This window comes from Natronorubrum texcoconense (assembly GCF_900100335.1).
Classification (GTDB): Archaea; Halobacteriota; Halobacteria; order Halobacteriales; family Natrialbaceae; genus Natronorubrum; species Natronorubrum texcoconense.
The window spans coordinates 1,016,853-1,040,835 of the sequence record NZ_FNFE01000001.1 but is presented as its reverse complement, the minus strand read 5'-3'; the positions used below and the strand labels follow the sequence as shown (position 1 = coordinate 1,040,835).

24 protein-coding genes are annotated in these 23,983 nt (G+C 62.2%); 12 read left to right on the top strand and 12 right to left on the bottom strand.

The window, feature by feature from the left end; genetic code table 11:
• Positions 1–204: 204 nt before the first annotated feature.
• Together BLT08_RS04905 and BLT08_RS04900 are read left to right on the top strand one after the other, a co-directional pair.
• Complete coding sequence (locus BLT08_RS04905) at positions 205–1,479, top strand: HAD family hydrolase (protein WP_090303634.1); 1,275 nt, start codon at positions 205–207, stop codon at positions 1,477–1,479.
• 375 nt (positions 1,480–1,854) lie between these two features.
• Positions 1,855–2,532: a helix-turn-helix domain-containing protein gene (locus BLT08_RS04900; protein WP_090303633.1), complete on the top strand. Its 678-nt coding sequence runs from the start codon at positions 1,855–1,857 to the stop codon at positions 2,530–2,532.
• 153 nt (positions 2,533–2,685) lie between these two features.
• On the opposite strand, the gene BLT08_RS04895 is transcribed toward BLT08_RS04900, so the two are convergent.
• Both BLT08_RS04895 and BLT08_RS04890 read right to left on the bottom strand, forming a co-directional pair.
• Entirely contained in the window at positions 2,686–3,837 is a 1,152-nt protein-coding gene (locus BLT08_RS04895) for a hypothetical protein (protein WP_090303632.1), read from the bottom strand.
• Between the two features lie 210 nt (positions 3,838–4,047).
• Positions 4,048–5,208 carry a hypothetical protein gene (locus BLT08_RS04890; protein WP_139171269.1) on the bottom strand — a complete coding sequence of 387 codons (1,161 nt, stop codon included), beginning with the start codon at positions 5,206–5,208 and terminating at the stop codon, positions 4,048–4,050.
• Between the two features lie 191 nt (positions 5,209–5,399).
• Here BLT08_RS04890 and BLT08_RS04885 point away from each other — a divergent pair, with 191 nt between their 5' ends.
• Positions 5,400–5,939: an HAD family hydrolase gene (locus BLT08_RS04885; protein ID WP_245724145.1), complete on the top strand. Its 540-nt coding sequence runs from the start codon at positions 5,400–5,402 to the stop codon at positions 5,937–5,939.
• A gap of 21 nt (positions 5,940–5,960) precedes the next feature.
• Here BLT08_RS04885 and BLT08_RS04880 read toward each other — a convergent pair whose 3' ends face one another.
• Positions 5,961–6,194: a DUF5822 domain-containing protein gene (locus BLT08_RS04880; RefSeq protein WP_090303933.1), complete on the bottom strand. Its 234-nt coding sequence runs from the start codon at positions 6,192–6,194 to the stop codon at positions 5,961–5,963.
• Positions 6,195–6,377: 183 nt separating this feature from the next.
• Between BLT08_RS04880 and panB the strand changes: the two genes are divergently transcribed.
• Positions 6,378–7,190 (top strand): 3-methyl-2-oxobutanoate hydroxymethyltransferase, encoded by an 813-nt coding sequence (panB, locus tag BLT08_RS04875; protein WP_090303629.1) that lies wholly within the window; start codon positions 6,378–6,380, stop codon positions 7,188–7,190.
• A 201-nt stretch (positions 7,191–7,391) separates the two neighbouring features.
• Here the strand turns inward: panB and BLT08_RS04870 are convergent, their stop codons facing one another.
• Positions 7,392–8,192 (bottom strand): alpha/beta fold hydrolase, encoded by an 801-nt coding sequence (locus tag BLT08_RS04870; protein WP_175529232.1) that lies wholly within the window; start codon positions 8,190–8,192, stop codon positions 7,392–7,394.
• Between the two features lie 289 nt (positions 8,193–8,481).
• On the opposite strand from BLT08_RS04870, the gene BLT08_RS04865 reads away from it, so the two are divergent.
• Together BLT08_RS04865 and BLT08_RS04860 are read left to right on the top strand one after the other, a co-directional pair.
• Positions 8,482–8,730, top strand: coding sequence for a DUF7127 family protein (locus BLT08_RS04865; RefSeq protein ID WP_090303627.1), 249 nt, complete (start codon positions 8,482–8,484; stop codon positions 8,728–8,730).
• A complete protein-coding gene (locus BLT08_RS04860) occupies positions 8,727–10,994 on the top strand; it encodes a CDC48 family AAA ATPase (RefSeq protein ID WP_090303626.1) in 2,268 nt (755 codons plus the stop codon). The genes BLT08_RS04865 and BLT08_RS04860 overlap by 4 nt, the downstream gene beginning before the upstream one ends.
• A gap of 235 nt (positions 10,995–11,229) precedes the next feature.
• Here BLT08_RS04860 and bcp read toward each other — a convergent pair whose 3' ends face one another.
• The 4 genes from bcp to priS form a co-directional block, all read right to left on the bottom strand.
• Entirely contained in the window at positions 11,230–11,709 is a 480-nt protein-coding gene (gene bcp, locus BLT08_RS04855) for a thioredoxin-dependent thiol peroxidase (protein WP_090303625.1), read from the bottom strand.
• Between the two features lie 114 nt (positions 11,710–11,823).
• Positions 11,824–11,970 carry a hypothetical protein gene (locus tag BLT08_RS23275; RefSeq protein WP_217636369.1) on the bottom strand — a complete coding sequence of 49 codons (147 nt, stop codon included), beginning with the start codon at positions 11,968–11,970 and terminating at the stop codon, positions 11,824–11,826.
• Positions 11,971–12,601: 631 nt separating this feature from the next.
• Positions 12,602–13,543 carry a hypothetical protein gene (locus BLT08_RS04850; RefSeq protein WP_090303624.1) on the bottom strand — a complete coding sequence of 314 codons (942 nt, stop codon included), beginning with the start codon at positions 13,541–13,543 and terminating at the stop codon, positions 12,602–12,604.
• Positions 13,540–14,715: a DNA primase small subunit PriS gene (gene priS, locus BLT08_RS04845; protein WP_090303623.1), complete on the bottom strand. Its 1,176-nt coding sequence runs from the start codon at positions 14,713–14,715 to the stop codon at positions 13,540–13,542. The genes BLT08_RS04850 and priS overlap by 4 nt, the downstream gene beginning before the upstream one ends.
• A 99-nt stretch (positions 14,716–14,814) precedes the next feature.
• On the opposite strand from priS, the gene BLT08_RS04840 reads away from it, so the two are divergent.
• Positions 14,815–15,507 (top strand): YqjF family protein, encoded by a 693-nt coding sequence (locus tag BLT08_RS04840; protein ID WP_217636368.1) that lies wholly within the window; start codon positions 14,815–14,817, stop codon positions 15,505–15,507.
• Between the two features lie 296 nt (positions 15,508–15,803).
• On the opposite strand, the gene BLT08_RS22470 is transcribed toward BLT08_RS04840, so the two are convergent.
• Positions 15,804–16,040 carry a hypothetical protein gene (locus tag BLT08_RS22470; protein ID WP_139171268.1) on the bottom strand — a complete coding sequence of 79 codons (237 nt, stop codon included), beginning with the start codon at positions 16,038–16,040 and terminating at the stop codon, positions 15,804–15,806.
• A gap of 91 nt (positions 16,041–16,131) precedes the next feature.
• Between BLT08_RS22470 and BLT08_RS22465 the strand changes: the two genes are divergently transcribed.
• Complete coding sequence (locus tag BLT08_RS22465; RefSeq protein WP_139171267.1) at positions 16,132–17,364, top strand: hypothetical protein; 1,233 nt, start codon at positions 16,132–16,134, stop codon at positions 17,362–17,364.
• Positions 17,365–18,074: 710 nt separating this feature from the next.
• Positions 18,075–18,422, top strand: coding sequence for a hypothetical protein (locus BLT08_RS04830; protein WP_090303621.1), 348 nt, complete (start codon positions 18,075–18,077; stop codon positions 18,420–18,422).
• 77 nt (positions 18,423–18,499) lie between these two features.
• Here the strand turns inward: BLT08_RS04830 and BLT08_RS04825 are convergent, their stop codons facing one another.
• Positions 18,500–19,294: a 2-oxo acid dehydrogenase subunit E2 gene (locus BLT08_RS04825; RefSeq protein WP_090303620.1), complete on the bottom strand. Its 795-nt coding sequence runs from the start codon at positions 19,292–19,294 to the stop codon at positions 18,500–18,502.
• Between the two features lie 214 nt (positions 19,295–19,508).
• A complete protein-coding gene (locus BLT08_RS04820) occupies positions 19,509–19,985 on the bottom strand; it encodes a GNAT family N-acetyltransferase (protein ID WP_090303619.1) in 477 nt (158 codons plus the stop codon).
• Between the two features lie 203 nt (positions 19,986–20,188).
• On the opposite strand from BLT08_RS04820, the gene BLT08_RS04815 reads away from it, so the two are divergent.
• Both BLT08_RS04815 and BLT08_RS04810 read left to right on the top strand, forming a co-directional pair.
• Positions 20,189–20,680, top strand: a complete 492-nt coding sequence (locus BLT08_RS04815; protein ID WP_090303618.1) for an archease — start codon at positions 20,189–20,191, stop codon at positions 20,678–20,680.
• 159 nt (positions 20,681–20,839) lie between these two features.
• A complete protein-coding gene (locus tag BLT08_RS04810) occupies positions 20,840–21,889 on the top strand; it encodes a DoxX family protein (RefSeq protein WP_245724166.1) in 1,050 nt (349 codons plus the stop codon).
• A gap of 10 nt (positions 21,890–21,899) precedes the next feature.
• Here BLT08_RS04810 and BLT08_RS04805 read toward each other — a convergent pair whose 3' ends face one another.
• Entirely contained in the window at positions 21,900–22,343 is a 444-nt protein-coding gene (locus BLT08_RS04805) for a hypothetical protein (protein WP_090303616.1), read from the bottom strand.
• Positions 22,344–22,507: 164 nt separating this feature from the next.
• Here BLT08_RS04805 and BLT08_RS04800 point away from each other — a divergent pair, with 164 nt between their 5' ends.
• Positions 22,508–23,980: an RtcB family protein gene (locus BLT08_RS04800; RefSeq protein ID WP_090303615.1), complete on the top strand. Its 1,473-nt coding sequence runs from the start codon at positions 22,508–22,510 to the stop codon at positions 23,978–23,980.
• Positions 23,981–23,983: the final 3 nt, after the last annotated feature.

Genomic DNA, 23,983 nt, shown 5'->3' with positions numbered 1-23,983 from the left:
ATAGAAGTTGCGAGGTGAAAACCCACGGCGTTAGCCGTCCGCAGAACGCAAACCGGTCCGATATCGAGCCGAATCGAAGATTCGCCGACCAGTAGAGTCCAAGAGACCGTCCCCAGTACACCCTGTACGCCCCGTCCTCGAGTGACCCTTCCCGGACGACTGGTACTGAAAACGATTATCTGCCTGCTCCCGCCTGTTGTACGCATGGAGCGCTACGATCTCGTCTATCAGCTGTACGACGACTACGATACCGAGACGCTACGTGAGTATCAGGCGTTCGTCGACGTCTTCCCGGCGGTCGACTCCCGCGTCGCGTTAGAGCACTGGCAGGGTGCGAACGAGGAACTCGAGCACCGGAAGAACGAGATTCGATCCGACTTCGCATCCGGCGAGACGTTCGCGGAGGTCGCCTCTCGAGCCAACCGGGATCAGGCCTTCACGGCGCTGGATCTCGAGGCCAAGTACGGCCGCGCGGTGAACGTACTGGTTTTGGACGTCGACGAGACGCTACGGTCGGCCGGCAGCACCGACAACGAGATTCCACGCGACACGCTTCACGAACTGACCGAGTTCCACGAGGCCGGCGTTCCCATCGTCATCTGTACGGGCCAGACCTTGGAGAACGTCAAGGGGTTCGCGATTCAGGGACTGGGAAGCGAAATCGTCCACTCGGGTGAGCTCTCTATCGTCTACGAGGCCGGAACGGGCGTCTTCACGCCGGGCCACGGTGCGGACACGAAACAGCTCCTCTACGAGGAACTGGACGACGAGATCCGGGACGTCTTCGACGACGTTCGCTCGCGAGTGCTCCCGGAGGCCCCAGAGGACCTCCGGCGGGGCTGTCACCTGCAGGGCAACGAGTTCAACGTCACGATGAAGCCGAACTACGAGACCGGCTCGACGAAGGCCAGAGAGACCATCGATACGGCGCTGGTCTACCTGATCGACCTGCTCGCCGACGCCGTCGGAACGGCACTCGAGTCGAACGACGACGGGAACGGTACGGCCGTACTCGACGACGAGACGGTCGTCGACTGGACGCGCGCCTTCTACGCCGATCAGGACCCCGAAATCAGGGGCGTCCTCGAGAGCGAGGGAGCGTACCCCGACCTCGAACCCGACGCCGTCCCCGACACGCTCGCTGACGTCCTCGAGCGGATCGACGTCGCCTACTACGAGGCTGACGCGGCCGAAATCGGTAGTCTCGAACTGAACAAGGTCGTCGGCGTCGAGCGGGCGCTCGACGTCCTGGACGTCGACGATCCGTTTAGCCTCGTGATGGGCGACTCGAAGAGCGATCTGCGCGTCATGCAGTGGGTCGACGAAACCGACGCGGGAATCGCGGCCGCACCCGAACACGCCTCGCAAGATACCTTAGAGCACGTTCTCGAGACGGACGAACTCGTCTTCGACCGCGGGAAGAGCGTCGACATCCTCCGGACGGTGTACGCGCTGAACCGGCTGGCCCGCCTCGATTAAGACGGTTCAGGTGACTCGCTGAGACCGTTCGATACCGTCTCTCTGAGACCGTTCGATACTACCGCCGTCCCACCGCGTCCGTTCGACACTGACGCCTCACTGACCGTCACCGACCGTGAGGTGCTGTCTTAAACGGCTGGAACACAAAAGCCCGCTCATCAATCGGATCGGCGCGCTATCGAGTGGTAGCACGATCCAAGCGGGAGTGTCACGGGCGGGCAGCGACTCTCATCGACGAAACGCTGACGAGACGTGCTCGCCACCCCGACGCGCGGATCGACGTGGTACTATGACACGATTCGAGTCCCGATCTACCTACGATAGCCGCACCGTTCATCAACCGGACTCGAGCCTGGCGTACGGGGTGATCGACCGATGACGACGATTGCGGAACTCACGCTGTCGACCGACGAGTTCGCGCTCGCGAAGACGCTCCACCGACTGCCGGACCTGACGGTCAGGGTCGAGAGCGTCGTCGCCGAGGGGCCGACGCGAACGATGCCCCTCGTCTGGTTCTCGACCGACGATCCCGAAGACCTCGAGGCGGCGCTCGACGCGGATCCGACCGTCGACGACTTCCAGTGTCTGCTCGAGACCGCCGACGACGGCGAGTGGTTCTACCGCCTCCAGTACGGCGAAGACGTCAGCTCCGTCTGCGGATCGGTCTACGCCAACGGCGGCACCGTCCTCGACGCGCAGGTCGCCGACGGCCAGTGGACGCTCCGACTGCTCTTTCCCGAGCGAGAGGAGCTCTCCGAAACCGTCTCCGCCATCGAGAACCAGGGCGTTCGCGTCGACGTCCGCCGGATGGTCGAAGCCGGCCAGGACGACGACCTCGAGACGACGGCCGCACTAACCGAACCCCAGCAGGAGGCTATCTCCGAGGCCTACCGGCAGGGCTACTACGACGTGCCGCGCGAAATCTCGCTCGAGGAACTGGCGGACAAACTCGACATCTCCCATCAGGCGCTCTCCGAGCGGCTTCGCCGCGCGAACCGCGTGCTCGCGAGCGAGCAACTGGACGACCCATCGGGAGAGTTGGCAACCGACTAAGGCGGTGAGTACCGCCAGCACGGCCGTTCAAGCAGCTGACGGCCGACAATGATACAGGCTCGTCGCGGACCCTGTCGTGCCCGTTCACGATTCGGGCTCCGACGATGCGCGAGCAACTAGGCGTCCGAGATCGTGTCGCTCAGCGGCTCCCGTTCACAGCAGCGCCCGCGTTCGAACCCGTCCGGACAGGACGAGCGCCCGTCCCGCGTCGTCGATCGAGAGCTCTTCGATCGTCGCCCACTGATCGGTGATATCGCGGTTCGACTCGACGTGGGCGCGGAGTTCGCCCGCGTCCGCATCGCTCTGGGTTTCGTAGAGGTAGACCTCGTGGACGTCGGTCGTGTCGCCGTCGAACTCGTACGCGCTCGCCGACCCGACGAGCCCCAGCTCCCAGTCGTCGAGTCGATCTTCGAACTCCTCCTCGAGGTCGTCGCGCTGCCACTCCGGAACGTCGTCGATATCGCCGTACTGGCGCTCTATTTCGGACTCGACCGACCGCGGCTCGTGGAGTTCGCCGCTCGCGAGGTGGGCCGATTCGAACTGCGCCAGCAGCGCGTCGCCGTCGTCCGTCTCGGACAGGCCGCCGACAGACGTCGTCTGGACGTCGATCACGGCTTCGAGCGCCTCGAGCGAATCGAGAGGCTGGCTGCCGGCGACCCTGACGACGTACGCCTCGCTGACGCCGAAAGCGTAGCCCTCGAAGGCGTACAGATCGAACCCCTCGTACTCACCTTCGCTGGAAAGTTCCGCATCCTCAACGGACCGATCTTCGGCCCAGTCCTCGAGACTCTCCTCGACGTCCGCGGGAGCGAACGTACCGGCGAGCGTCCCGATATCGATCGATGCGCTCCGCTCGTCCTCGGACGACTGGGTCCCGTCCCAGGTTTCTCGCGTGTAGCTTACGTCGTACTCCCACTCGACGCGCTGGGTGAGCTCCCAGTCGAGATCCGTCGCGGCCACGCCGGCCGTGCTTCGAAGCTCCGACCCCTGCTCGAGCGGCCAGTAGACGACGAGTTCTTCTTCGTTGTCGAAGACCGCCTGTGGAACGACGGTGTCGAACTCGAACCCGGTCCGGTCGTACCCCTCGAGTTCAGCGTCGTCGTACTCGTCGGTCAGTTCGTCCTCGTCGAAGAGATCGGCAAACGAGAGATCGACGAGCCAGCGGTCGACCGCCGGCCCCGATGCACCGTCGTCGCCGACGACCGGAAGGCTGCTCGTACAGCCGGCCAGTCCTGCACTGCTCATCGCAACGAGCCCGATCCCCCCGTTTCGAAGAAGCGTCCGTCGTGAAATGTCCCCTCTCATCACGTCTGAAGAGACAGTATCTCTAAATAGTATTTCTGGCTATCTTGCATGTTATTATGACGCATATTTCGGTCCTCGATCCGCGCTGGCTCCCGACGAATCATCCTCACGAACGTGTGAGAACCGGGGAAACACGCCTCGCAGTTCGACCGTCGTGTCGCGATCGAATCGCAGCGTTCGACGTCGCTGAAAAAATCAGTCGTCGCCAGTCTAGAAGACGGCCCGCGAGCGGACGGTTCCGGTGAGGATCAGCGTTCGACCCTCGTCGCTGACGGACTGGTCCTCGAGCGTTTCCCACTCCTCTCCGAGATTCCGATTGGCGTCGACGTGCTCACGGAGGGCATCCGCGTCCGCGTCCCGTTCGTTTTCGTACAGGAAGACGGTCGTGATGTCGGTCGTCTCGCCGTCGATTTCGCTCGCCGAGATCGTACCCATGAGGCCGGACTGCCAGTCGTCGTAGTCGTGTTGGTCTTCGAACGACTCGCGCTGGTAGTCAGGCAGCTCGTCGATATCGTCGTACTCGTCACCGAACTCGTCTTCGAAGGCGTTCTCGAGCGTCATCGGCTCGAAGAACAACCCGTTGACGTCGTCCCCCGACGGCAGTTGGTCCAAGAGGGTCCGGGCGTCGTCGTCATCGTCGACCCAGAGCTCGTCGCCGTGCCAACGAGCGTCGATGACCGTCTCGAGCGCGGCGATCGGCTCGACGTGTTGGCCGACGGTTACCTGCAGCACGTACTCCTCGCCGACGGCGAGCGCACTGTCGTCGATCTCGTAGAGGTCGAGCCCTTCGCGGTTGCCTTCGCTCGAGAGTTCCTCCTCGTCGTCGTACTCCTCTTCCGCCCAGCGCTCGAGACTCTCCTCGATATCCTCAGGGTCAAACGCTCCCGAGATCCCCCGCATCTCGACGTTCGTGCTAGCGGACCCGTCCTGTTCGTACTCCTCGCCGCTTCTGTCTCGCTCGGTGTGTGTAAACTCGAACTCCCAGTTCGTACGCGAGGAGAGCTGCCAGTCGATCTCGGTCGCCGACACGCCGACTCTGCTTCGGAACTCGCTACCGGTACTGAGCTGTGAGTAGGCGTTCGTCTCCTCCTCGTTGTCGAAGAACGGCTCGGGAACGGTGTACTCGAACGCCCGCGTTCCTGCTTCGGCCGCCTCGAACTCGGGGTCTTCGTAGTACTCCCCTAGTTCGTCTTCGTCGAGAATATCGGCAAACGAAGGCGCAGCAAGCCAGTTCTCCACCCCAGGTCCACTGGAACTATCGCCCACGACCGGGAGACTGCTCGTACAGCCGGCGAGTCCGGCTATCCCAACTGCGAGTGCACTTGCGCTTGCGTTTCGGACGAAGTTCCGTCGTGAAATATCCTCCACCATCGTGTCACTGATAATAGTATAATTAAATAGTATTTCCGATTCTCCTGTACCTATGGTAATCTGCCACGGTCAATAATTGAAGCGCCACAGTCATGTTAACAACTGTCACTCCAGATCCTCGCACGGCGTTCGCAGTCGACCTCGCTCTCGCGACCGAAGTCACTATTCGTTCACCGCTCGTATCACGAGGCGTGACCAATTACGACGCTGTCGTCTACGATCTGGACGGAACGCTCGTCGACCTCGACGTCGACTGGGACGCCGTGGCTACCGACGTCCTCGAGGTCTACGAGCGCGCTGACGTCGAGCCACCGGGCCAGGACCTGTGGGAACTGCTCGAGACCGCGAGCGACGTGGGGTTGGGTGTGGACGTCGAGTCTGCCATCGCCGCCCACGAACGGACCGGCGCCGAGACCGCACCGCGGCTCACTCACGCGGACGAGTTACTCAAGCAAACGGTCCCCGTCGGCGTCTGCTCGCTCAACTGCGAGGCGGCCTGTCGAATCGCACTCGAGACGCACGATCTGCTCGACGCGGTCGATACAGTCGTCGGCCGAGATACGGTCGGCACGCAAAAGCCCCATCCGGAGCCGCTGCTCGAGACGGTTCGGACGCTCGAGGCGGAGCCTGAAACGTCGCTGTTCGTCGGAGATTCGCCGCGAGATCGACTGACGGCAGAACGAGCGGGCGTCGCGTTCGAGTTCGTGGACGACGGTCCGGCGGGCGTCTAACGGGCTGTTCGGCTCCGTCGACTACCCCTGCGTTCGCTTCGCGTACGCGAAGACGGCGATCGCCGTCAGAAACCAGATCGGGGCTCCGACGCGGATCGCGAACTCGGCTCGAGCGCCCCAACTCGGGAGATCGGCGTTCACCGAGAGCAGGGCGACGATCGGTGCACCGACGAGGATCGTGGCGACGAAGGTGACCTGCATCACCCAGCCGTAGTCGACGCCCTCGGGGGTGGTCGTTTCGACGGGTTCTGGCACGACCGACAGTGGCGACCCAGCCCTCTTAATTTCTCCGTGTTCGACGCTTCGGCGTTCCGCTCGAACGTAGGCGTGAGTGCACGTTCGTCCGCGAACGAGTCGGTCGTACGGCAGTCTCGACCCCCTCCTGTCGGTCTCGCCGAAGAACGGTGGCATTTAATCGTCGGCGACGAACCTGTGGGTATGGCTACCGTGCGGGATATCAGAGAGAAAGCAGGCGACGAACGGATCACGATGTTGACGGCCTACGATGCGCCGACGGCCGGAATCGTCGACGACGCCGGCGTCGACGTTATTCTCGTCGGCGACAGCGTCGGTAACGTGGTGCTCGGCCACGAGACGACGGTTCCCGTCTCCGTCGACGGGATCGCCCATCACGTCGGCGCGGTCTCGCGCGCGACCGAAGACGCGTTGGTCGTCGCCGACATGCCGTTTCTCTCCTTCGGCGTCGACGAGAAAGACAGCCTCGAGAACGCCGGACGGATGCTCAAAGAGGAGGGTGCGGAGGCGGTCAAACTCGAGAGCGGCCCCCACACCGTCGAACTGACCGAGAAGATGGTTCAGCTTGGCATTCCGGTGATGGCCCATCTCGGCCTCACGCCACAGCACGTCAACCAGTACGGCGGCTACCCCCGACAGGGAACCGATCAGGCGGCCGCCGAACGAATGCTCGAACTCGCGATCGAACACGAGGAGGCGGGCGCGTTCTCGCTGGTGCTCGAGCACGTGCCCTCGAATCTGGCGGCCGAAATCACCGACGCGCTGGACATTCCGACGATCGGCATCGGCGCGGGGCCCCACTGCGACGGCCAGGTGCTGGTCTTCGACGACGCCGTCGGTATCAGCGAGTGGACGCCCACGTTCTCCGAGCAGTTTGGGAACGTCCGCGCCGAAATGGAGTCGGCCGTCAACGACTACGTCTCGGCCGTCGAATCCGGCGAGTTCCCCGCCGACGAACACAGCCACGAGGAGAGCGACCTCGAGGAGCTCTACTGATCGCAACGAGGCGAGTTTCGCAACCGCAGAAACGAGTTCCGCTGGTGCAGACACGCACGGTTCGGCCGCAGATTCGAAATGTGGCTTCGGCGTCGAGACATCGCTATCGCCTCCGAGGACGCCACGCGTTTCCCGCTTTCGTCGGGACGCAGTCGTCGCCGAAATCGTCGACTGTTCTCGCGTCGGGTCGGTCGGCTGCCGTCACTCCTCGGTGGTGTCTCCACCCTGCTCGGAGACGATATCCAGAAACTCGTCGATCGCCGCATTGAACGCCTCGGGTTGCTCGATCATCGCCAGATGTGCGGCGTCCTCGAGCGCCGCGATCCAGGCGTCGTCGATCTCCTCGGCGAGGTAGTCGTGGTATCTCGGCGGCGTCAGCTTATCGTGTTCGCCGTAGACTGCGAGCGCGGGACAGTCGATCGCCGACAGCTCGCCGCGAACGTCGAACTCGTGGCACGTCAAGAAATCCCGATGGGTGACTGCCTGGCCGGTCTCGCGGAGTTGTTCGATCGACTCCTCCTGGAGCGCCGGGTCGGGGTCGTGAAAGAGGCGATCCGGCCCGTGTAAGAACTCGATCGCGCGTTCGAAATCGTCTTCGAGCCAGTCGAGAAGATCCTCGAGGACGCCCAGACGGGCGCCGGTCCCCACCAGCACGGCGGCGTCGATATCCGGGTCGCGCTCGATCAGGAGTTGCATGACGACGGCACCACCCAGCGAGTTGCCTACCAGAACCCTGCTCTCGGTCGCCTCGACGACGGCCAACACGTCGTCAGCGTAGGCGGAGAGCGTCGTGTAGCCGGCCTGGGCGTCGATATCGTCGGATTCGCCGTGACCGCTCAGATCGAGCGTGACGACGGGGTTTCGGTCGGCAAGGCGATGCTGGGCGGACCAGACGTCTCGCGACCCGCCGCTTCCGTGGACGAAACAGATCGGCGAGCCGTCTCCGCCGCGGTCGGCGACGTCGTAGGCCGTCTCTCGGCCGTGGTGTGTTACCGTCTCCATACTCGTTCGAACGAGGGGTGGTGGCTTAAATTCTCGAGGAGCGTCGCACCGATGCCAGTCCTCGCTCAGTTCGCCTCGAGTCCGAATCGGAACCAGCCGGTCGACGAACTCGTGGGCGGACACAGCCCGGTCGACCCGAGCCCCGTTCTTCGAGAGAAGCGGTCATCTAACTCGGCCACGATTTGGTGTGAACTACGAACAATGCTCTTTCTCCGAAAACGGCCCCGTCTGCGCCTTAGTTGGCGAAAGATTTATATACTTTGGATGCTTACCTTGGGTTAGTTGAAGCATGACACTCGAACAATTCACCCGGAACGAAGGGCAGTTAGCACGCCAGTACCAGTACGACGACAGTTCGGTGCTGGCCGTCGACTTCGGGGCCCACGGAATCGAGGCCACGGTCGACCTCGTCGACGACACGGTTATCGTAGTCGCTGACGATCAGCAGTACGAATTCGATCTTCCCGACGGTGCAGACGACGCGCACACGTTTATGAAAAACGGCGTCCTCACTGTCGAGCTAGAAGGTGACCTATGAAACTCACAGTTAAACCACTCAAACAGAAGGATGCAGGGCGTGGACTGGCCGCGATCGACCGCGTATCGATGCGCGAACTCGATCTCGAGAACGGCGACTACATCGTCATCGACGGCAAGGGCGACAGCCAGGCCGTCGCGCGAGTGTGGCCCGGCTACCCCGAAGACGAGGGTCGCGGGATCGTCCGCATCGACGGTCGCCTCCGCCAGGAGGCCGACGTCGGGATCGACGACCGCGTCGAGATCGAGCCCGCGGACGTCAACCCCGCCAAATCGGTCACCGTCGCGCTCCCCCAGAATCTCCGTATTCGCGGAGACATCGGCCCGCTCGTCCGCGACAAACTCTCGGGACAGGCCGTCACCGAAGGCCAGACCGTCCCGTTCTCGCTTTCGTTCGGTCCGATGGCCAGCTCCGGCCAGTCGGTGCCGCTGAAGATCGCGAGCACGTCGCCGTCGGGCACCGTGGTCATCACGGACTCGACGAACATCGAGATCTCCGAAACGCCGGCCGAACAGGTTAGCTCGGGCGGCCCCGGCGGCTCCGCCGAGGGCGTTCCGAACGTCACCTACGAGGACATCGGCGGCCTGGACAGCGAACTCGATCAGGTCCGCGAGATGATCGAACTGCCGATGCGCCACCCCGAACTGTTCCAGCAGTTAGGGATCGAACCGCCGAAGGGCGTCCTCCTGCACGGCCCACCGGGCACCGGGAAGACCCTGATGGCGAAAGCCGTCGCCAACGAGATCGACGCCCACTTCGAGACGATCTCCGGCCCGGAGATCATGTCGAAGTACTACGGCGAGAGCGAGGAGAAGCTCCGCGAGGTCTTCGAAGAGGCCGAGGAGAACGCCCCCGCGATCGTCTTCATCGACGAACTCGACTCGATCGCCGCGAAACGTGAAGACGCCGGCGGCGACGTCGAACGGCGCGTGGTCGCTCAGCTCCTGAGCCTGATGGACGGGCTCGAGGAACGCGGCCGCGTCACCGTCATCGCCGCGACGAACCGCGTCGACGACATCGACCCCGCGCTCCGTCGCGGCGGTCGGTTCGACCGCGAGATCGAGATCGGCGTCCCGGACAAGGACGGCCGCAAGGAGATCCTGCAGGTCCACACCCGCGGCATGCCGCTCGTGGACTCGGTCGACCTGGACCACTACGCGTCCAACACGCACGGCTTCGTCGGTGCCGACCTCGAGAGCCTCGCTCGCGAGAGCGCGATGAACGCGCTGCGTCGCATCCGTCCCGACCTCGACTTGGAGGAAGACGAGATCGACGCCGAGGTGCTCGAGTCGCTGCAGGTCACGAAGGCAGACTTCAAGGAGGCGCTCAAGGGCATCCAGCCCTCCGCGATGCGCGAGGTCTTCGTCGAAGTCCCCGACGTCACCTGGAACGACGTCGGCGGACTCGGCGACACCAAAGAACGCCTCCGCGAGACGATCCAGTGGCCCCTCGACTACCCCGAGGTCTTCGAGGCCATGGACATGGAAGCCGCCAAGGGCGTCATGATGTTCGGCCCGCCGGGCACGGGGAAGACCCTGCTCGCCAAGGCCGTCGCCAACGAGGCCGAGTCGAACTTCATCTCGATCAAGGGCCCCGAACTGCTGAACAAGTACGTCGGGGAGTCCGAGAAGGGCGTCCGAGAGATCTTCGAGAAGGCGCGGTCGAACGCACCGACCGTGATCTTCTTCGACGAGATCGACTCGATCGCCACCGAACGCGGGAAGAACCAGAGCGACTCCGGCGTCGGCGAACGGGTCGTCAGCCAGCTCCTGACGGAGCTCGACGGCCTCGAGGAGCTCGAGGACGTCGTCGTCATCGCGACGACCAACCGTCCCGACCTGATCGACAAGGCGTTGCTCCGGCCGGGCCGCCTCGACAGACACGTGCACGTTCCCGTCCCCGACGAGGAGGCGCGCGAGAAGATCTTCGAGGTCCACACCCGCAACAAGCCGCTGGCCGACGCGATCGACCTCGGCTGGCTCGCGAGCGAGACGCAAGGCTACGTCGGTGCCGACATCGAAGCGGTCTGCCGCGAGGCGTCGATGGCCGCCAGCCGCGAGTTCATCAACTCCGTCGATCCCGAGGACATGCCCGACTCCATCGGTAACGTCCGCATCAGCAAGGAGCACTTCGAACACGCGCTCAATGAAGTCCTCCCGAGCGTGACTCCCGAGACGCGCGAGCGTTACGAGGAGATCGAAGAGCAGTTCCAGCAGGCCGAACCGGCCCAGGAACAGGATCAGCTCGGCCGCACCTTCCAGTAAGGGCGGTCTCGAGCGATCGAAGGCGAACTGAGACGTTCTCAGTTACCGCGTGCGATTTTTCTGACGCATCGAACCCCGCGTAGCGACGGCTTCGGTGATATGGACTCGAGCAAACCGACCTGGTCGACCGGGTCTCGGAGGACGACTGGCGACACCGGTCTCGAGCGACGACCAGTCGGCAAAGCGGCTGCTGAAGTCAGTCAGGGAGCCACCGCGAACGGAACTTGCGAGTCGGTTACTGCGCGAGTTCTGCCGACGAGTCCTCGAGATCGTCGAGCACCTCCTCGGCGTGTCCCTCGGGGGTGACACCCTCGTAGACGGCCTCGACGGAGCCGTCCGGGCCGACGACGTACGTGTTGCGGAAGACGCCGTCGAAGGTGTTACCGAACATCTTCTTTTCGCCGTAGGAGTCGTACAGCGTCGCGACCTCGCCGAGTTCGTCCGAGAGGAGATCGAACTCGAGGTCGTACTCTGCGGCGAACGACTCGAGGTCCTCGACCGGGTCGTCGCTGATGCCGACGACGTTCACGTCGCGGTCGTCGAACTCGGCGAGCGCGTCGTTGAACCCGCAGGCTTCGGTGGTACAGCCGTCGGTGTTCGCGCGCGGGTAGAAGTAGACGACGAGTCGCTCGCCGTCGAAATCTGAGCGGCGGACGGTCTCGCCGTGCTGGTTAGATAGTTCGAACTCGGGTGCTTCGTCGCCGACGTCGAGCATGGCCGTCTGTTAGCGAGGGTCGATGTATGCGTTGTGGTTTAGGGACGGCTTGATTTCGGATCGATACTCGTATTCGGTATCGACGAAGGCGTTATCGGTTGGTTTGTAGTAACATCAGTCCACGGTATGTAACGGAGAGAAGAGGAAAATAGACGGAACGACCTCGAAAGCCCCCGGCGCGCTCGAGTCGGGAGGCTCGCTGCGGGCCTCACCTCCTTGCAGTCGGTTGCGGTCCTTGCGTCGCCTGCCTTCCTCGAACATCGGGAGAGCAAGCTCTCCCGAGCATCGCGAACGCTTCGCGTTCGCTCAACGCGCCGGCCCCTTTCAGTCCCACCCACAGGCCCCCATCCTCCCCAGCCGACTCGTTCGCTACGCTCACTCGCCCCTCGCACAATGTCGACGGCGCACCCTCGTAGTGCTCGGGCGCGCCGTCAGCGCGCGCCATGGCCGAGAGTGGGGCTCGAGCGCTGCGAGAGCCGCACGATCCTACGGAAGCGCGTGCGCTTCCGAGCATCGCGAAAGCAAAGCTTCCCCTCACCGGGGGAGGGTAGGCATACAGCCGACCCTGGCGGACTGAAAGGGCGAAGTGGGCTCGCGTCGCAGTGGAGTCGCTGCGGCGGCCCTATCCGACTGAAAGGAGGATATCCGCCGCAGCGACCGCGAGGCCGCTGAGGGCTTTCGAAACCATAATCGAAGCGATGGGAAGTAGAATACGGAGGAAATAAGACTACTTTTAGATCGATAATACGCGAACTCTGTGAGCACAAACTTGGACGTCTCGGAGCATCCGTGAGCGAAACTCGGTTGGAGAGGTCGGAGAGATCACCGTTGGCAGTGTCTACAGCCCGCTTGAGCGGACCGGATACTCACAACAACACCAGGTTCAGAGATGCTACTCGAGCGGTTCGGCCGCTTCCTGCTCGAGCAACGGCGTCGCGTTCTGTTCGGGAAGGGTGACGATGTCGTCCGTCGACAGCGAGTATTCGCGGTCGTCGACACCGAGAATCGAACCGATGTCGCGGGTGATTTTGACGGTGACGCGGTCGACGTCGGTTTCGCTGCCATCGTTTGCACCCGCATTCCCGTCGTCGCCGACGTCCTCCGGCGGTGCCGGAGCCCCCTCCGACGGCGACGCTGAATCGTCGATCTCCGGTCCGCTGCCGCCCATGACGTCCGCGGGCGTGACGCCGCTCGAGTCGTCGGACCCATCGTCGGCCGTCTCGCTTCCGTCGGGTTCGGGGCCCGAGTCGACGTCGGTCGGCGCATCCTGCGGTGGCACCGGTGGCGCGTCCTCGGGCGGGGCCTTTGGCTCCGTCGTGCCGGAATCGTCGATCGGATCGACGGCCGTGGGGTCGCGTTCGACGGTCGTGGGATCGGGGTCAACACTGGCGTCCGTTCCAGCTTCGGGAGCCGCTTCGTCAGTTGCACCTGCCGCTGGCTCAGTATCCAGTCCCTCGAGAACGTCGAGCACACGAGTCTTGTTCGACGAGATGCGATCGACGAGGTCGTCGAAGAGGTCGGCCTCCTCCGCGGTCAGCCCGTCGTCGTCGGCCGGCATCCCCGCCGCGGCGAGGCTGGCCTGTTTGACGAGTTTGCCCATGCGTCGCTCGTAGACGGCTTCGACGACGTCCTTGGCAGTCTCGATCTCGTCGGTGAGCCGGCCGACTTCGGGCGAGGAAAAGGGGTCGTCGGCCTGTTCTGCAACGCGGTCGCGTTCGTCCTCGAGATCGGCGATATACTCGCCGACCTCCTGGTAGAACGAGGGGCGCAGATTCTGGAGGCTATCCTTCTGGCGCTCCTTGCTCTGGACCGAACGCAACTCGTCTAAATTCATTCTTTCTCCTTCTCGGCGCGGCCGCGTGCCATCAGGAACACGGCAACGTACTCTGGTAGTGACTGGTCACCCTCCGTGACCGTAAAACTATCCCCCCCGAGTTCGACCTCGCCGCCGCGGGTGACGTCGACGGTGATCTCGTGGCCCCGGAACGTCTCGGGGACGGCGTCGTCTAAGGGGTCGAACTCCACGAGCTCGTCCCGCTCGAGTCGCACCGTTTTCAGTCCGCTGCCACCGTGGAGACTCCCCGGCAAGCGGATGAGCCGGTTCGTGTCGGTCGTCACCGGCTCGTCGATCGGCGCGTTGTCGCGCTCGACCGCCTGACTGGCGAATCGCTCTGCCAGTTGGGAGACCGCGGTGTGGACGGTGACGTTACCGGCCTCGAGCTGTTCGCGGTTGTTCCGGGCCGCGTTGAGCGTCGCCGTCGCCTTCCCCTCGCCGATGCCGTCGAACTCTTGGAGGCGCTCCAAGGCGTCCTCGTCGTCCATCGCAAGCAGGTCTTCGACGAACGCCATCAGGTGGTCGTGGGTTCGGGCGCCCCAGCCGCCGTCGATCTCGAGCGTTCGTCGCTCCGTCGGCGTCTTTCGCCCGAGCCCTGCGACGGTCTCGGTGTCGATCAGTTCCTCATAGTCCATTCCGATTCCCCGAACGTAGTCGACGATCTCTCGGCGGTGTTCTCGATCCAGATGCAGGACGTTCTCGTCGCGGACGTGGACGTGATAGCCGCGGCCGCCCGAGAAGACGAACTCGAGTTCTTCGAAGCCGAAATCGTCCTCCAGGAACTCGATCAGCCGGAACAGTGCGTCCTTACACTTCGCGAGCATCTCGGCGTAGGAGTCCTCGCCGAGGGTCACACTCGGCAGGTGGTCCGCGTCTAAGTCGAAGACGAGATCTGCCGACTGCCAATCTTTCGCGTGCATCGAACTGGCGCCGGGATCGCGAAACCGTCCCGCCGAGAAGTAGACGTGCTGCGGTCGTTTTCGAACGAGAAACTCCGAAAGATCGCCTAGCTCGAGGAGCGACCGGTGGCGGACCATCGTCGTATCCGGGCCCTCGGTCCAGGGGATGTAGCCCCACTCGCGTTCGTTGGCCGCGGGCGGCGGCGTGATCTCCGTCCGCCGGTAGTGATCACGAAATCGACCGCGAAGATAGGCCCTCGTTCGCTCCTCCATGCGTCTGGGGTAGTCGTGCGTGCGGGGGTATAATCCTGCCGGATGGTCGACTCCGAACGCAGCTATTTCCGTCTCGTCGTCTTCCGTTATCGTGAACCGATGCTCGGGTCACTGCACATGGGCTGGCGTCACGTCCTCTTCGCGAACTGGCCGGTTGATCCGGCCGTAGTCGAACCCCACCTCCCGGAGGCGCTCACACTCGAGACCCACGACGGACGGGCGTGGCTCTCGGTCGTTCCGTTTACGAACGTCGATGTCCGACCGCGAATGCTCCCGTCCGGCGCGGGGATTCCGCTCCCCGAACTCAACCTCCGGACCTACGTGAGCCACGACGGCGCGCCGGGCGTGTACTTCTTCAGCCTCGACGCGGACGGGCTCCTCGCGGTGCTCGGCGCTCGGCTCTTCCATTATCTCCCGTACTACTACGCGAAGATCGATCTTCGCACGACAAACGGTCGTGTTCGATTCACGAATCGCCGACGTCATCCGGGGGCCAGACCGGTCCAGTTCGACGCGACCTACGGCCCGGTCGGCGACCGCTACAGTGCCGAACCGGGCACGCTCGCCGCGTTTCTCACGGCACGCTACCGCTACTACACCGAAGCCCCGGACGGAACGCTTCGCTACGCAACCATCGATCACGAGCCGTGGCCACTGTACGACGCCGCCGTCGAGATCGAGACCAACACGCTCTTTCGCGCCAACGGGTTCTCGACGCCGGAGTCCGACCCGGTTCACTTCTACAGCCCCGGCGTCGAGACGATCGCCTCCGGGAATAAGCGTACCAAGTAACTAGCGTGGGTTTATCTCAGGTGAATCTACAGCGGTGAACACATTCTCGGGGTGCCGGTCGCGGCGGAGAATCGTCACTGTGGTTCACTGTCGTCGATCTTGAGACTCGGCGCCTCATCGGTGAGGATGTGCTGTGCCAATGACTTCGCGAGACCGAACGGGACGGCGTTCCCAATCTGTTGCGAGCAGCCTTCTTACACCTACCCGCAAATTCGTACTCTAGTGGAAGGCCCTGTGCGAACGGGAGTTCGTCGGGCCCAAGTAGCCGGTATGCTAACGCAGCCGTAACAATAGTTCTAATTCATCATATCTACAACCGCAATTAGTACAACAACTACTGCTATAGAGACCACAACCGCAAGGTTGTCATCTACCCACTTGTTTACGTTTTCTGATAACGAGTATATTAAAGACCATACAAGCAAAACTAAGCACATAGTCATAGCAATGAAATTGCTCTGGAGATACATCACTACCGCAAAGATAGCGAAGGTGAGACTGCCTAAGACCGGATTTTGGTTGCGTTCTTCCATATAATACGATGCCAACTATTTGAAGATATACTTTTCTATAGCCCTGGATACAGGGCTATTATAATAAAATATATTATATTTGAATATAACAATGGTAATTCAGTGGCCGATAAAACTGTGGTGGGAAAGAGATGGCTTACCAGAAGGTTTATTATTCTATAATATAGCTATTAATTGTATAAGAGAGAAATTCAATAGTACAAATAGGAGATCCGTTCTTAAAACGAGTGCCGCTACAATAATTGGGCTTAGTGGTCTTTCTGCAGTCGGTTCTGCTGTAGACTCAGAATCGTCAATATTTAATGACGTAGAAAACGTCGATGGCTGGGATAAAACACAGACCTATTATCTCAATGAAGAATGGTCCTGTGATGATGGGCTTCAAGACTTTTCTTATCGGAGTGGTCCAAGCCCCACTTCAGAATATGGTGTTGGTGTTCACCGAGCTCTTCAATTCCGAAACTGGAATTATCTCTCAAGAGGTGATGATCGACTTGATACTGGACCATGCCATAAATATGATTTTGCGCTAACATCTTTCGGCGCTGATGCAGAAAAATCAGGAAGTGACACAATCATCAATTGTTCTACCAATGATGATCCTGGCCGTTCAGTCTGTACCTTCTCACAAAGCGGACATAAAATCGGGGTAGAAGGTGTGAGTGGTCCACGCAGTCTCGAAAATGTTATGCGCCCTGATGATCAGTTGATTAAAGTCGGGGACGATATGTTTGGAGAAATAAATGGTGAAGATGTACTGGGTAGTAGTTCTGATTGGGTAACAGATGTAGACTTTGACGAGGCAGATTATAATATGGGTGAACCAGGAGCACTTACTAACGGAATAGGGCTTCTTCTTGGAGTTGGTTCAACGGTTGGAACGGGAGGGTTGGCTACCGTTCTTAAGACCGGCGGTATAGCACTCAGTGGAACTGCTCTCGCCGCAGAGTTAGTGGGGCAGCCAGATAGCGGTTCTGAGGAATTTAGCGGAGACTCCTACTTGTATGAATCTGGTGGAGTAAGTACTGGCCAATGGGCATTTGAGCACCACTGTTATTTCTCGATATTTGTTCCAGTTGGAGAGTCCTATCGAATCCGTTTTGAGGATGAATACAACGTGGCGGATTCATTTGTCAGAGGAGAAAAATTAGCGGATGACATAAATCTCGAAAATTGGCTCGAAAATAGAGAACACACTTCTTGGACAGTGGAATTCCCAGAAAATAGTGAAGGTGAACCCTCTAATTTGCCAGAGATTTATAGCCCGCCGATTTGTGGCCCAAGTGGATGTCTAAATAATCATGATGATGATGACGGTGAATAGGGAGTCCCCTCACCAAATGATGAATAATTAACTAATTAAGGACAATAGTCTTCCTTCGGATGCTCCCGTACTCTTCTCGCAGAGTGAAAAATTGAGGTCCCGCCGGCGGTCACGCCGAGGAGACCCTCGAAGATGGCCTGGATCGACTTCTGCGTTCTCACCGAGGTATAGCGTGTAATGCTTTGATGAGAACGGTGGCGAGAAAGTCAACGAGCTGGTCTTCGTGGAGTTCACCGTCCGCTTGTTTCTGATCGTTACACACAACTCGGCAAACGGGTTTCTCAACTAACGGCTTTGTGAGGTGCTGATACGGTCTACTGTAAGTCATTTCCGGAGTGACAGCGGGCCGTCTTACGGTCGTTCCAGAAAACAGTTACAGCAGACCGTATGAGGATTAGTAGTAACCCGTTCGGGCCGCGTTCATCCGCTACAATCACGATGTGCTTGTCGTAAGGCGAAAACAGGTTTTCGAATGCTGGTTTTTCGCTGTTAGGACGGCGATTAGATGCTTGTCACAGACCCCCTCGAGTACAGTTGTCTCGTCCATCGATACGTCACCCGATTACGAGTTCTCCATAGACTGGCAGAGATCGTACCCGGTGGGAGCCGATTCGATCTCACGCTCGAATCGGTGGACGATAGGCGTGCTACCGATCCGGCCTCTCGTGTAACAGTTATCCGACTGCACAGTGTACTCACGTGACAGACCAATGGCTCCGTCACTCGATGCGGTACTCGACGACGTCGACCTGGAGAACGACCTGATCCAACTGTTCGTCTCGGAAGCGGTGCGCGCTGGACTGGAGACGCCGTTACGTGACCCAATTCTCGAGGCCGTCGACGAAACGATCGGTGAATCACTCGACGAACGACGCGACGACGAGGCGACTGCCGGCGACGAACCGATTGCAGACGACGAACCGACTGCTGACGAGAAAGCCGAGACCGGCGCCAAGAGCCGGCTCACGATGGTCGCTCAGGGGCTATTAGTCTTCGTCGTGCTGTTCGCCGTGTTGTACGTTGCGTTCAGGTACCTACTCGGTGGCGAACCGGAGTGAGACGTGAACTCCCGACCGTACTGGTGCCCTGCACGCTCGACGCGTTCGGTGGCGGTGGCGCGCTCGAGGGATCCCGATCACAACGACTCGAGTTCCGTTTCGATCCCGTCGGCCGCTTCGATGCGTTCCGTCAAGTGCCGGACGAATCGGGCGGCGGGCGCGCCGTCGACGACGTCGTGGTCGAACGTCACGGTGAGGCTCAAGAGCTCTCGAGGCACGATTTCGTCGTCGGCGATTCCCGGCTTCCGTTCGATTCCGCCGACCGTGAGCTGGAGGGTGTAGTTCGTCGGGCTGATTCCCCAGCCGCCGCCGGTACCGAACATTCCGACGGACGTTACGGCGGCGGTGCCCGCGATGCGTTTCCAGCGCCGAGGAAACAGCTGCGGAATGCGCCACAACTGCCGCCGGATCGGGCCGGGTAGCCGGAGACCCAGAGACGCCGTTCCGGTCAGTCGTCCGCCGACCGGATCCGTCTGGGCCGCTCGTATCTCGTCGTGGATCGACTGCAGTGAACGCCGATCGGCCGCCCTGACGACGTGTGGAACCCCGATCTGCTCGCCGTCTATCTGCCGTTCGACGAGGACGTTTACGTCGACATCGTCGAACTGGACGGTCCGACCTCGCCAGTCCCGGTACGCCTGAACGTGTGGATGGGCGTCGATGGCTCGAGCCAGACAGCACACGAGAAACGCCGTGAACGAGAGACGTTCTCCCGTGTTCGATTCTCGGTTGCGAATGCGCCGTTTTGCCTCGGTGACGTCGACCTCGACGAGTCCGTGAACGACGCTGCGCCGGCCGGCCATCCGCATGTAGTCGACGGTGCCTCGACGCTGGAGTGAACCGGTCTCGACCGTGTCCCCGTGCTCAGTCATGAGTGTGATCAGTTGGCACGAGACATACACTTTGGCCCTTGCGGCCGTTCCGCTGAACGACGGCTACGAGTCTGCTCCCGATCACCTCGCGATGCCGGACTCACGTCGGAGCTCACGGTCGAAGATATCGCGACTCGGAACGAGAACGTCTCGAGCGCTGTCGGATCCAATACGAGATCGAGTTCCGGTTTACTCCGATTGGAAAACGGCCGCTTTAGCGACGCATCAGTTCCGAAATCTTGTCGGTGATGCCGACGTCGGAGCCGAGTTTCAGGTAGTAGGCGTCGCCGCCGTCCTCGTAATAGTCGTCGATGCGGCGTTTGATCTCGAAGCCGAGGTGTTCGTAGAACTGGAGGGCGTTCTCGTTGCTCGTCCGGGCGTGGCACGTGATCGTGTCGTGGTCTTCGGCCACGCGGGCGACGAGCTGTTTGCCGATGCCCTCGCCGCGGAGCTTCGGAGAGACCGCCAGAAAGAGAATGTAGCCGTCGCGTCGAACGGCCGCGAATCCGATCAGCTCCCCCTCTCGGACGTAGCAGTGGACCGTCGACCGACGGTAGGCGTCGGAGAAGAAATCGTGGCGCTGTTTGAGCACGCCTTCCCGCTCGTTGATCTCCTCTTTGAGCTGCCAGGCTTCGTCGACGTAGTCGTCACTCCCCGGCGTGACGACGCAGCTGTCGATATTGACGCTCACTATTTCACCCTACCATCGTCGCCAATATAATTCCACCGGCACTCGGCGGTTCGTATCGTCAAACGAGTGACCGGCTTCGAGAACCGCAGCGTCAATCGGTCGTCGACCGAAACGTCCCTGCGGGATCTCGGGATGGCGAAACCATGCGCCGGCGAAACCGACGGGCATACCATCCCGGTCGTCGAAGTCCGAGCCAGCAACCGATGACACGAGCGCAGGGCGGACGATTCGAACTCCGCGACCACACGGCAGACATCGCGGTCGCGGCGACCGGCGACACGCTCGAGGCCGTCTTCGCCGCGGTCGCCGACGGCCTCGCGGCCGCCTCGGCCGACGACATCCCCGAGGCGGCGGGGGACCGATTTCCGCTCTCCGTGAGCGCGGAGAGCCGCGAGGCCCTGCTGTTCGATTATCTCGACGAACTGATCTACGAACGGGACGTACGAGCGGCGCTCCCGGTCGATCACCGCGTCGAACGGATCGAGACGGTCGGCGAAATCAGTCCGGGAGACGGGACAGCTGGTGACGACGAGACCGAGTGGACCCTCGAGGCTAGCACGCGTGGCGTCCCACTGGACGAGGTCGACGCGCGCGAGGTGAAGGCCGTGACCTACTCGGAGATGCGCCTCGAGCGAGTCGAGGCTGGAGCGACCGACGAGGGCGGCTGGGAGGCGTACGTCGTCTTCGACGTGTGACCTTCCAGGTCTTCGCACCCATCCGCGGCTGGACGCCCAACGCAGCTGGACGCCGATTCGCACGCACGGCCGAACGGCAGACGTGTTTTCACGCTCGCCACGGTACGCTCGAGAGTGGATCAGAGACGTCGCCTGGTTTCGAGATTTCTCGCCGCGAGTATCGCCTCTCTCGCAGTCGTCGCTACTGGCACGGTCGCCGCACACGAGGAGTACGTCGTCGACGAGGAACGCGACGTCGACGTCGCGACGTTTTTCGACGACGCGCTCACCGACCCGTTCGTCGTCGGGCCCCTGTTAGCGGGCGCGCTCGCCGTCGTCGCCGTCATCGCGGGCTATCTCCGCTTCCGGCCGTTCCAGCGGGACCTCGGCGCGTTCCAGACGGCGATGGGAGAGTACACCGACTACGTCCCCTGGCTGTTGCGCATCTCACTGGGGATCCCGCTGATCGGCGCCGGCTTCACGGGCTACTTCGTCAGTCCCGCACTCGAGGTCGACCTGCGGATTCTGCAGGTGGCGCTCGGCTTCTGCCTGCTGTTCGGGCTTGCGACGCGGGTCGTCGCGCTGATCGCTCTCGCGGCCTATCTCGTCGGCGTCTCGATCTGGCCGATACTCCTCCTACAGTTGGAGTTCGTCGGCGGCCTGCTCGCGATCGCGCTGATCGGGAGCGGCCGGCCGAGCGCAGATCACGTCCTCCAACGGGTCGCGGGGACGCGGGGGACCGTCTACGGCCGAGTCGATCCGGTGTACGACCGCGCGCGAGCGCTACAGGAGCGGGTCGACGACTACCGACGCTACCTCCCGACGGTCGTCCGACTCGGTCTTGGATCGACGTTCATCTATCTCGGCCTGACACAGAAACTCCTCCAACCTGGACTCGCGCTCGCGGTCGTCGATCGCTACGATCTGACCGCGACCGTTCCTGCCAGCCCCGAGCTGTGGGTCCTGGGCGCGGGCCTCGCCGAAGTCGCCCTCGGGCTGGCGTTGATCGCTGGTCTGTTCACCCGAGCGAGCGCCGGGACGGCGATCGCGATCTTCACGCTCACGCTGTTTGCCCTCCCCGACGATCCCGTGCTCGCCCACGTCGCGCTGTTCGGAATGGCCTCCGTTTTGCTCATCACGGGCGGCGGTCCGTACGCCGCCGACGGCCACCTCGAGCGGCTCGGGATCGACGACGAGCGCGTCGAGACCCTCTCGACCAGCACCGAGTGACCCGCACGTCTCACCGGTCGAGTCCGTCGACGGACGTCGAGTACGTGTCGCCGAAGGCGTGATGTTCGGTCGCCGAGACGCGGCGAAGCCGTCCGTCGACCACGGCCTCGAGACGATAACCCGTCTGGACGATATCGTCCGTACACCCGCGGAGTCCGCCGCCGTCGTCCGCGGCGACGACGAGCACGTCCAGTCGGTCCTGTGAGGCCTCGTACTCGACGTGTGCCAGATCGACCGTGCCGCACTCGCTCGAGGCGTACTCGACCGTTCCCGAAACCCTGACGGTATCGTCCTCGACCCTCACGTCCGGATCGTCCTCGACCTCGAGTTCGGGATCGACGAGTTCGAACTCCGTCTGCACGCTCGAGCCGACGAGCGGAAGCCGGCCGAGACAGCCGGCGACGAGGCCGAATCCGCCGGTCCCCGCAGCCGCGAGCGCAGTTCGTCGCTTCATACGCCTCCCAACTCGAGGGACGACCAAATACGGACGGGGCGGTCAAACCCCGTTACCGATCGACCGCACGAGATCGGTTTCGAACGTTCGGTGACGGCGATTCCGACTCGCGACGGCGGCGGCAGAGACGAACTTCTTTCACCGTCCGGCGTCCAGTTGTACGTATGAGCAACACCACGTTCGACGCCGACGGCATCACGCTCGAGAAAGTGCGTGAATACGTCTGGGAGATTCCGCGGGAGGGCGACATGCGCGTCCCTGCGCGAGTGCTCGCGAGCGAAGCGCTCCTCGAGCAGATTCAGGACGACAAAACGCTCGAGCAGATCAAAAACACGACCCACCTGCCCGGAATCACCAACTACGCGATCTGTATGCCCGACGGCCACCAGGGCTACGGCTTCCCGGTCGGCGGGGTCGGCGCACTCGACGCCGAGAACGGTTGTATTTCGCCGGGCGCGGTCGGATACGACATCAATTGCGGCGTCCGGATGATGCGGACGAACCTGACCTACGACGAGCTACAGGGCAACGAACGGGAGCTCGTCGACTCGCTATTCGCCAACGTTCCGTCGGGTCTCGGCGGCGGCGGCATCGTCGAAGCCGGCATCGACACCGTCGACGAGATCCTTTCTCGTGGGGTGGACTGGGCCCTCGAGAACGGCCACGCCGTCGAAGAGGACCTCCTGCATTGCGAGGACGAGGGGATGCGCAAGGGTGCAGATCCCGACAAGGTGAGCCAGAAGGCCAAAGATCGCGGGAAGAATCAGATCGGCTCGCTCGGCTCGGGGAACCACTTCCTCGAGGTCCAGCGCGTGACCGACGTCTTCGACGGCGACGTAGGGGAGGCGTACGGCCTCGAGGAAGACCAGATCGTCGTCCTCATTCACTGCGGCTCGCGCGGGCTGGGCCACCAGACGTGTAACGACTACCTGCGCAAAATCGAGAAGCAACACCAGGGGCTCCTCGATCAGCTTCCGGACAAGGAGCTGGCGGCCGCGCCGGCCGGCTCACAGCTCGCCGAGGACTACTACGGCGCGATGAACGCGGCGATCAACTTCGCGTGGGTCAACCGCCAGCTGATCATGCACCGCACGCGGGAGGTCTTCGAGCGGGTCTTCGACCGCTCGTGGCAGGAGATGGAGATGGACCTGCTGTACGACGTGGCGCACAACATCGCCAAGAAGGAGACTCACACGGTCGGCGAGGACGGGGACCAGCGGGAACTCTACGTCCACCGGAAGGGCGCGACGCGGGCCTTCCCTGCGGGCCACCCCGAGGTTCCGGCGGCTTACCGCGACGTCGGCCAGCCGGTGATCATCCCCGGCAGCATGGGTGCCGGCAGCTACGTCCTTCGGGGCGGCGAGAATTCGATGGACCTCACGTTCGGCTCGACGGCCCACGGCGCGGGCCGGCTGATGAGCCGCACGCAGGCCAAAGACGAGTTCTGGGGCGGCGACGTCCAGCAGGACCTCGAGGAGCAGGATCAGATCTACGTCAAAGCGCAGTCGGGTGCGACGGTGGCCGAGGAGGCGCCGGGCGTCTACAAGGATGTCGACGAGGTCGTCCGCGTCTCGGACGAACTCGGCATCGGCGACAGGGTGGCGCGGACGTTCCCCGTGTGTAACATCAAGGGGTGACCA

What these genes read in the sequence shown, in the direction of transcription:
- BLT08_RS04905 (WP_090303634.1), top strand. Translation starts at nt 205, where the DNA reads ATGGAGCGCTACGATCTCGTCTATCAGCTGTACGACGACTACGATACC.
- BLT08_RS04900 (WP_090303633.1), top strand. Translation starts at nt 1,855, where the DNA reads ATGACGACGATTGCGGAACTCACGCTGTCGACCGACGAGTTCGCGCTC.
- BLT08_RS04895 (WP_090303632.1), bottom strand. Translation starts at nt 3,837, where the DNA reads ATGAGAGGGGACATTTCACGACGGACGCTTCTTCGAAACGGGGGGATC.
- BLT08_RS04890 (WP_139171269.1), bottom strand. Translation starts at nt 5,208, where the DNA reads ATGGTGGAGGATATTTCACGACGGAACTTCGTCCGAAACGCAAGCGCA.
- panB (WP_090303629.1), top strand. Translation starts at nt 6,378, where the DNA reads ATGGCTACCGTGCGGGATATCAGAGAGAAAGCAGGCGACGAACGGATC.
- BLT08_RS04870 (WP_175529232.1), bottom strand. Translation starts at nt 8,192, where the DNA reads ATGGAGACGGTAACACACCACGGCCGAGAGACGGCCTACGACGTCGCC.
- BLT08_RS04865 (WP_090303627.1), top strand. Translation starts at nt 8,482, where the DNA reads ATGACACTCGAACAATTCACCCGGAACGAAGGGCAGTTAGCACGCCAG.
- BLT08_RS04860 (WP_090303626.1), top strand. Translation starts at nt 8,727, where the DNA reads ATGAAACTCACAGTTAAACCACTCAAACAGAAGGATGCAGGGCGTGGA.
- bcp (WP_090303625.1), bottom strand. Translation starts at nt 11,709, where the DNA reads ATGCTCGACGTCGGCGACGAAGCACCCGAGTTCGAACTATCTAACCAG.
- BLT08_RS23275 (WP_217636369.1), bottom strand. Translation starts at nt 11,970, where the DNA reads ATGTTCGAGGAAGGCAGGCGACGCAAGGACCGCAACCGACTGCAAGGA.
- BLT08_RS04850 (WP_090303624.1), bottom strand. Translation starts at nt 13,543, where the DNA reads ATGAATTTAGACGAGTTGCGTTCGGTCCAGAGCAAGGAGCGCCAGAAG.
- priS (WP_090303623.1), bottom strand. Translation starts at nt 14,715, where the DNA reads ATGGAGGAGCGAACGAGGGCCTATCTTCGCGGTCGATTTCGTGATCAC.
- BLT08_RS04840 (WP_217636368.1), top strand. Translation starts at nt 14,815, where the DNA reads ATGCTCGGGTCACTGCACATGGGCTGGCGTCACGTCCTCTTCGCGAAC.
- BLT08_RS22470 (WP_139171268.1), bottom strand. Translation starts at nt 16,040, where the DNA reads ATGGAAGAACGCAACCAAAATCCGGTCTTAGGCAGTCTCACCTTCGCT.
- BLT08_RS22465 (WP_139171267.1), top strand. Translation starts at nt 16,132, where the DNA reads ATGGTAATTCAGTGGCCGATAAAACTGTGGTGGGAAAGAGATGGCTTA.
- BLT08_RS04830 (WP_090303621.1), top strand. Translation starts at nt 18,075, where the DNA reads ATGGCTCCGTCACTCGATGCGGTACTCGACGACGTCGACCTGGAGAAC.
- BLT08_RS04825 (WP_090303620.1), bottom strand. Translation starts at nt 19,294, where the DNA reads ATGACTGAGCACGGGGACACGGTCGAGACCGGTTCACTCCAGCGTCGA.
- BLT08_RS04815 (WP_090303618.1), top strand. Translation starts at nt 20,189, where the DNA reads ATGACACGAGCGCAGGGCGGACGATTCGAACTCCGCGACCACACGGCA.
- BLT08_RS04805 (WP_090303616.1), bottom strand. Translation starts at nt 22,343, where the DNA reads ATGAAGCGACGAACTGCGCTCGCGGCTGCGGGGACCGGCGGATTCGGC.
- BLT08_RS04800 (WP_090303615.1), top strand. Translation starts at nt 22,508, where the DNA reads ATGAGCAACACCACGTTCGACGCCGACGGCATCACGCTCGAGAAAGTG.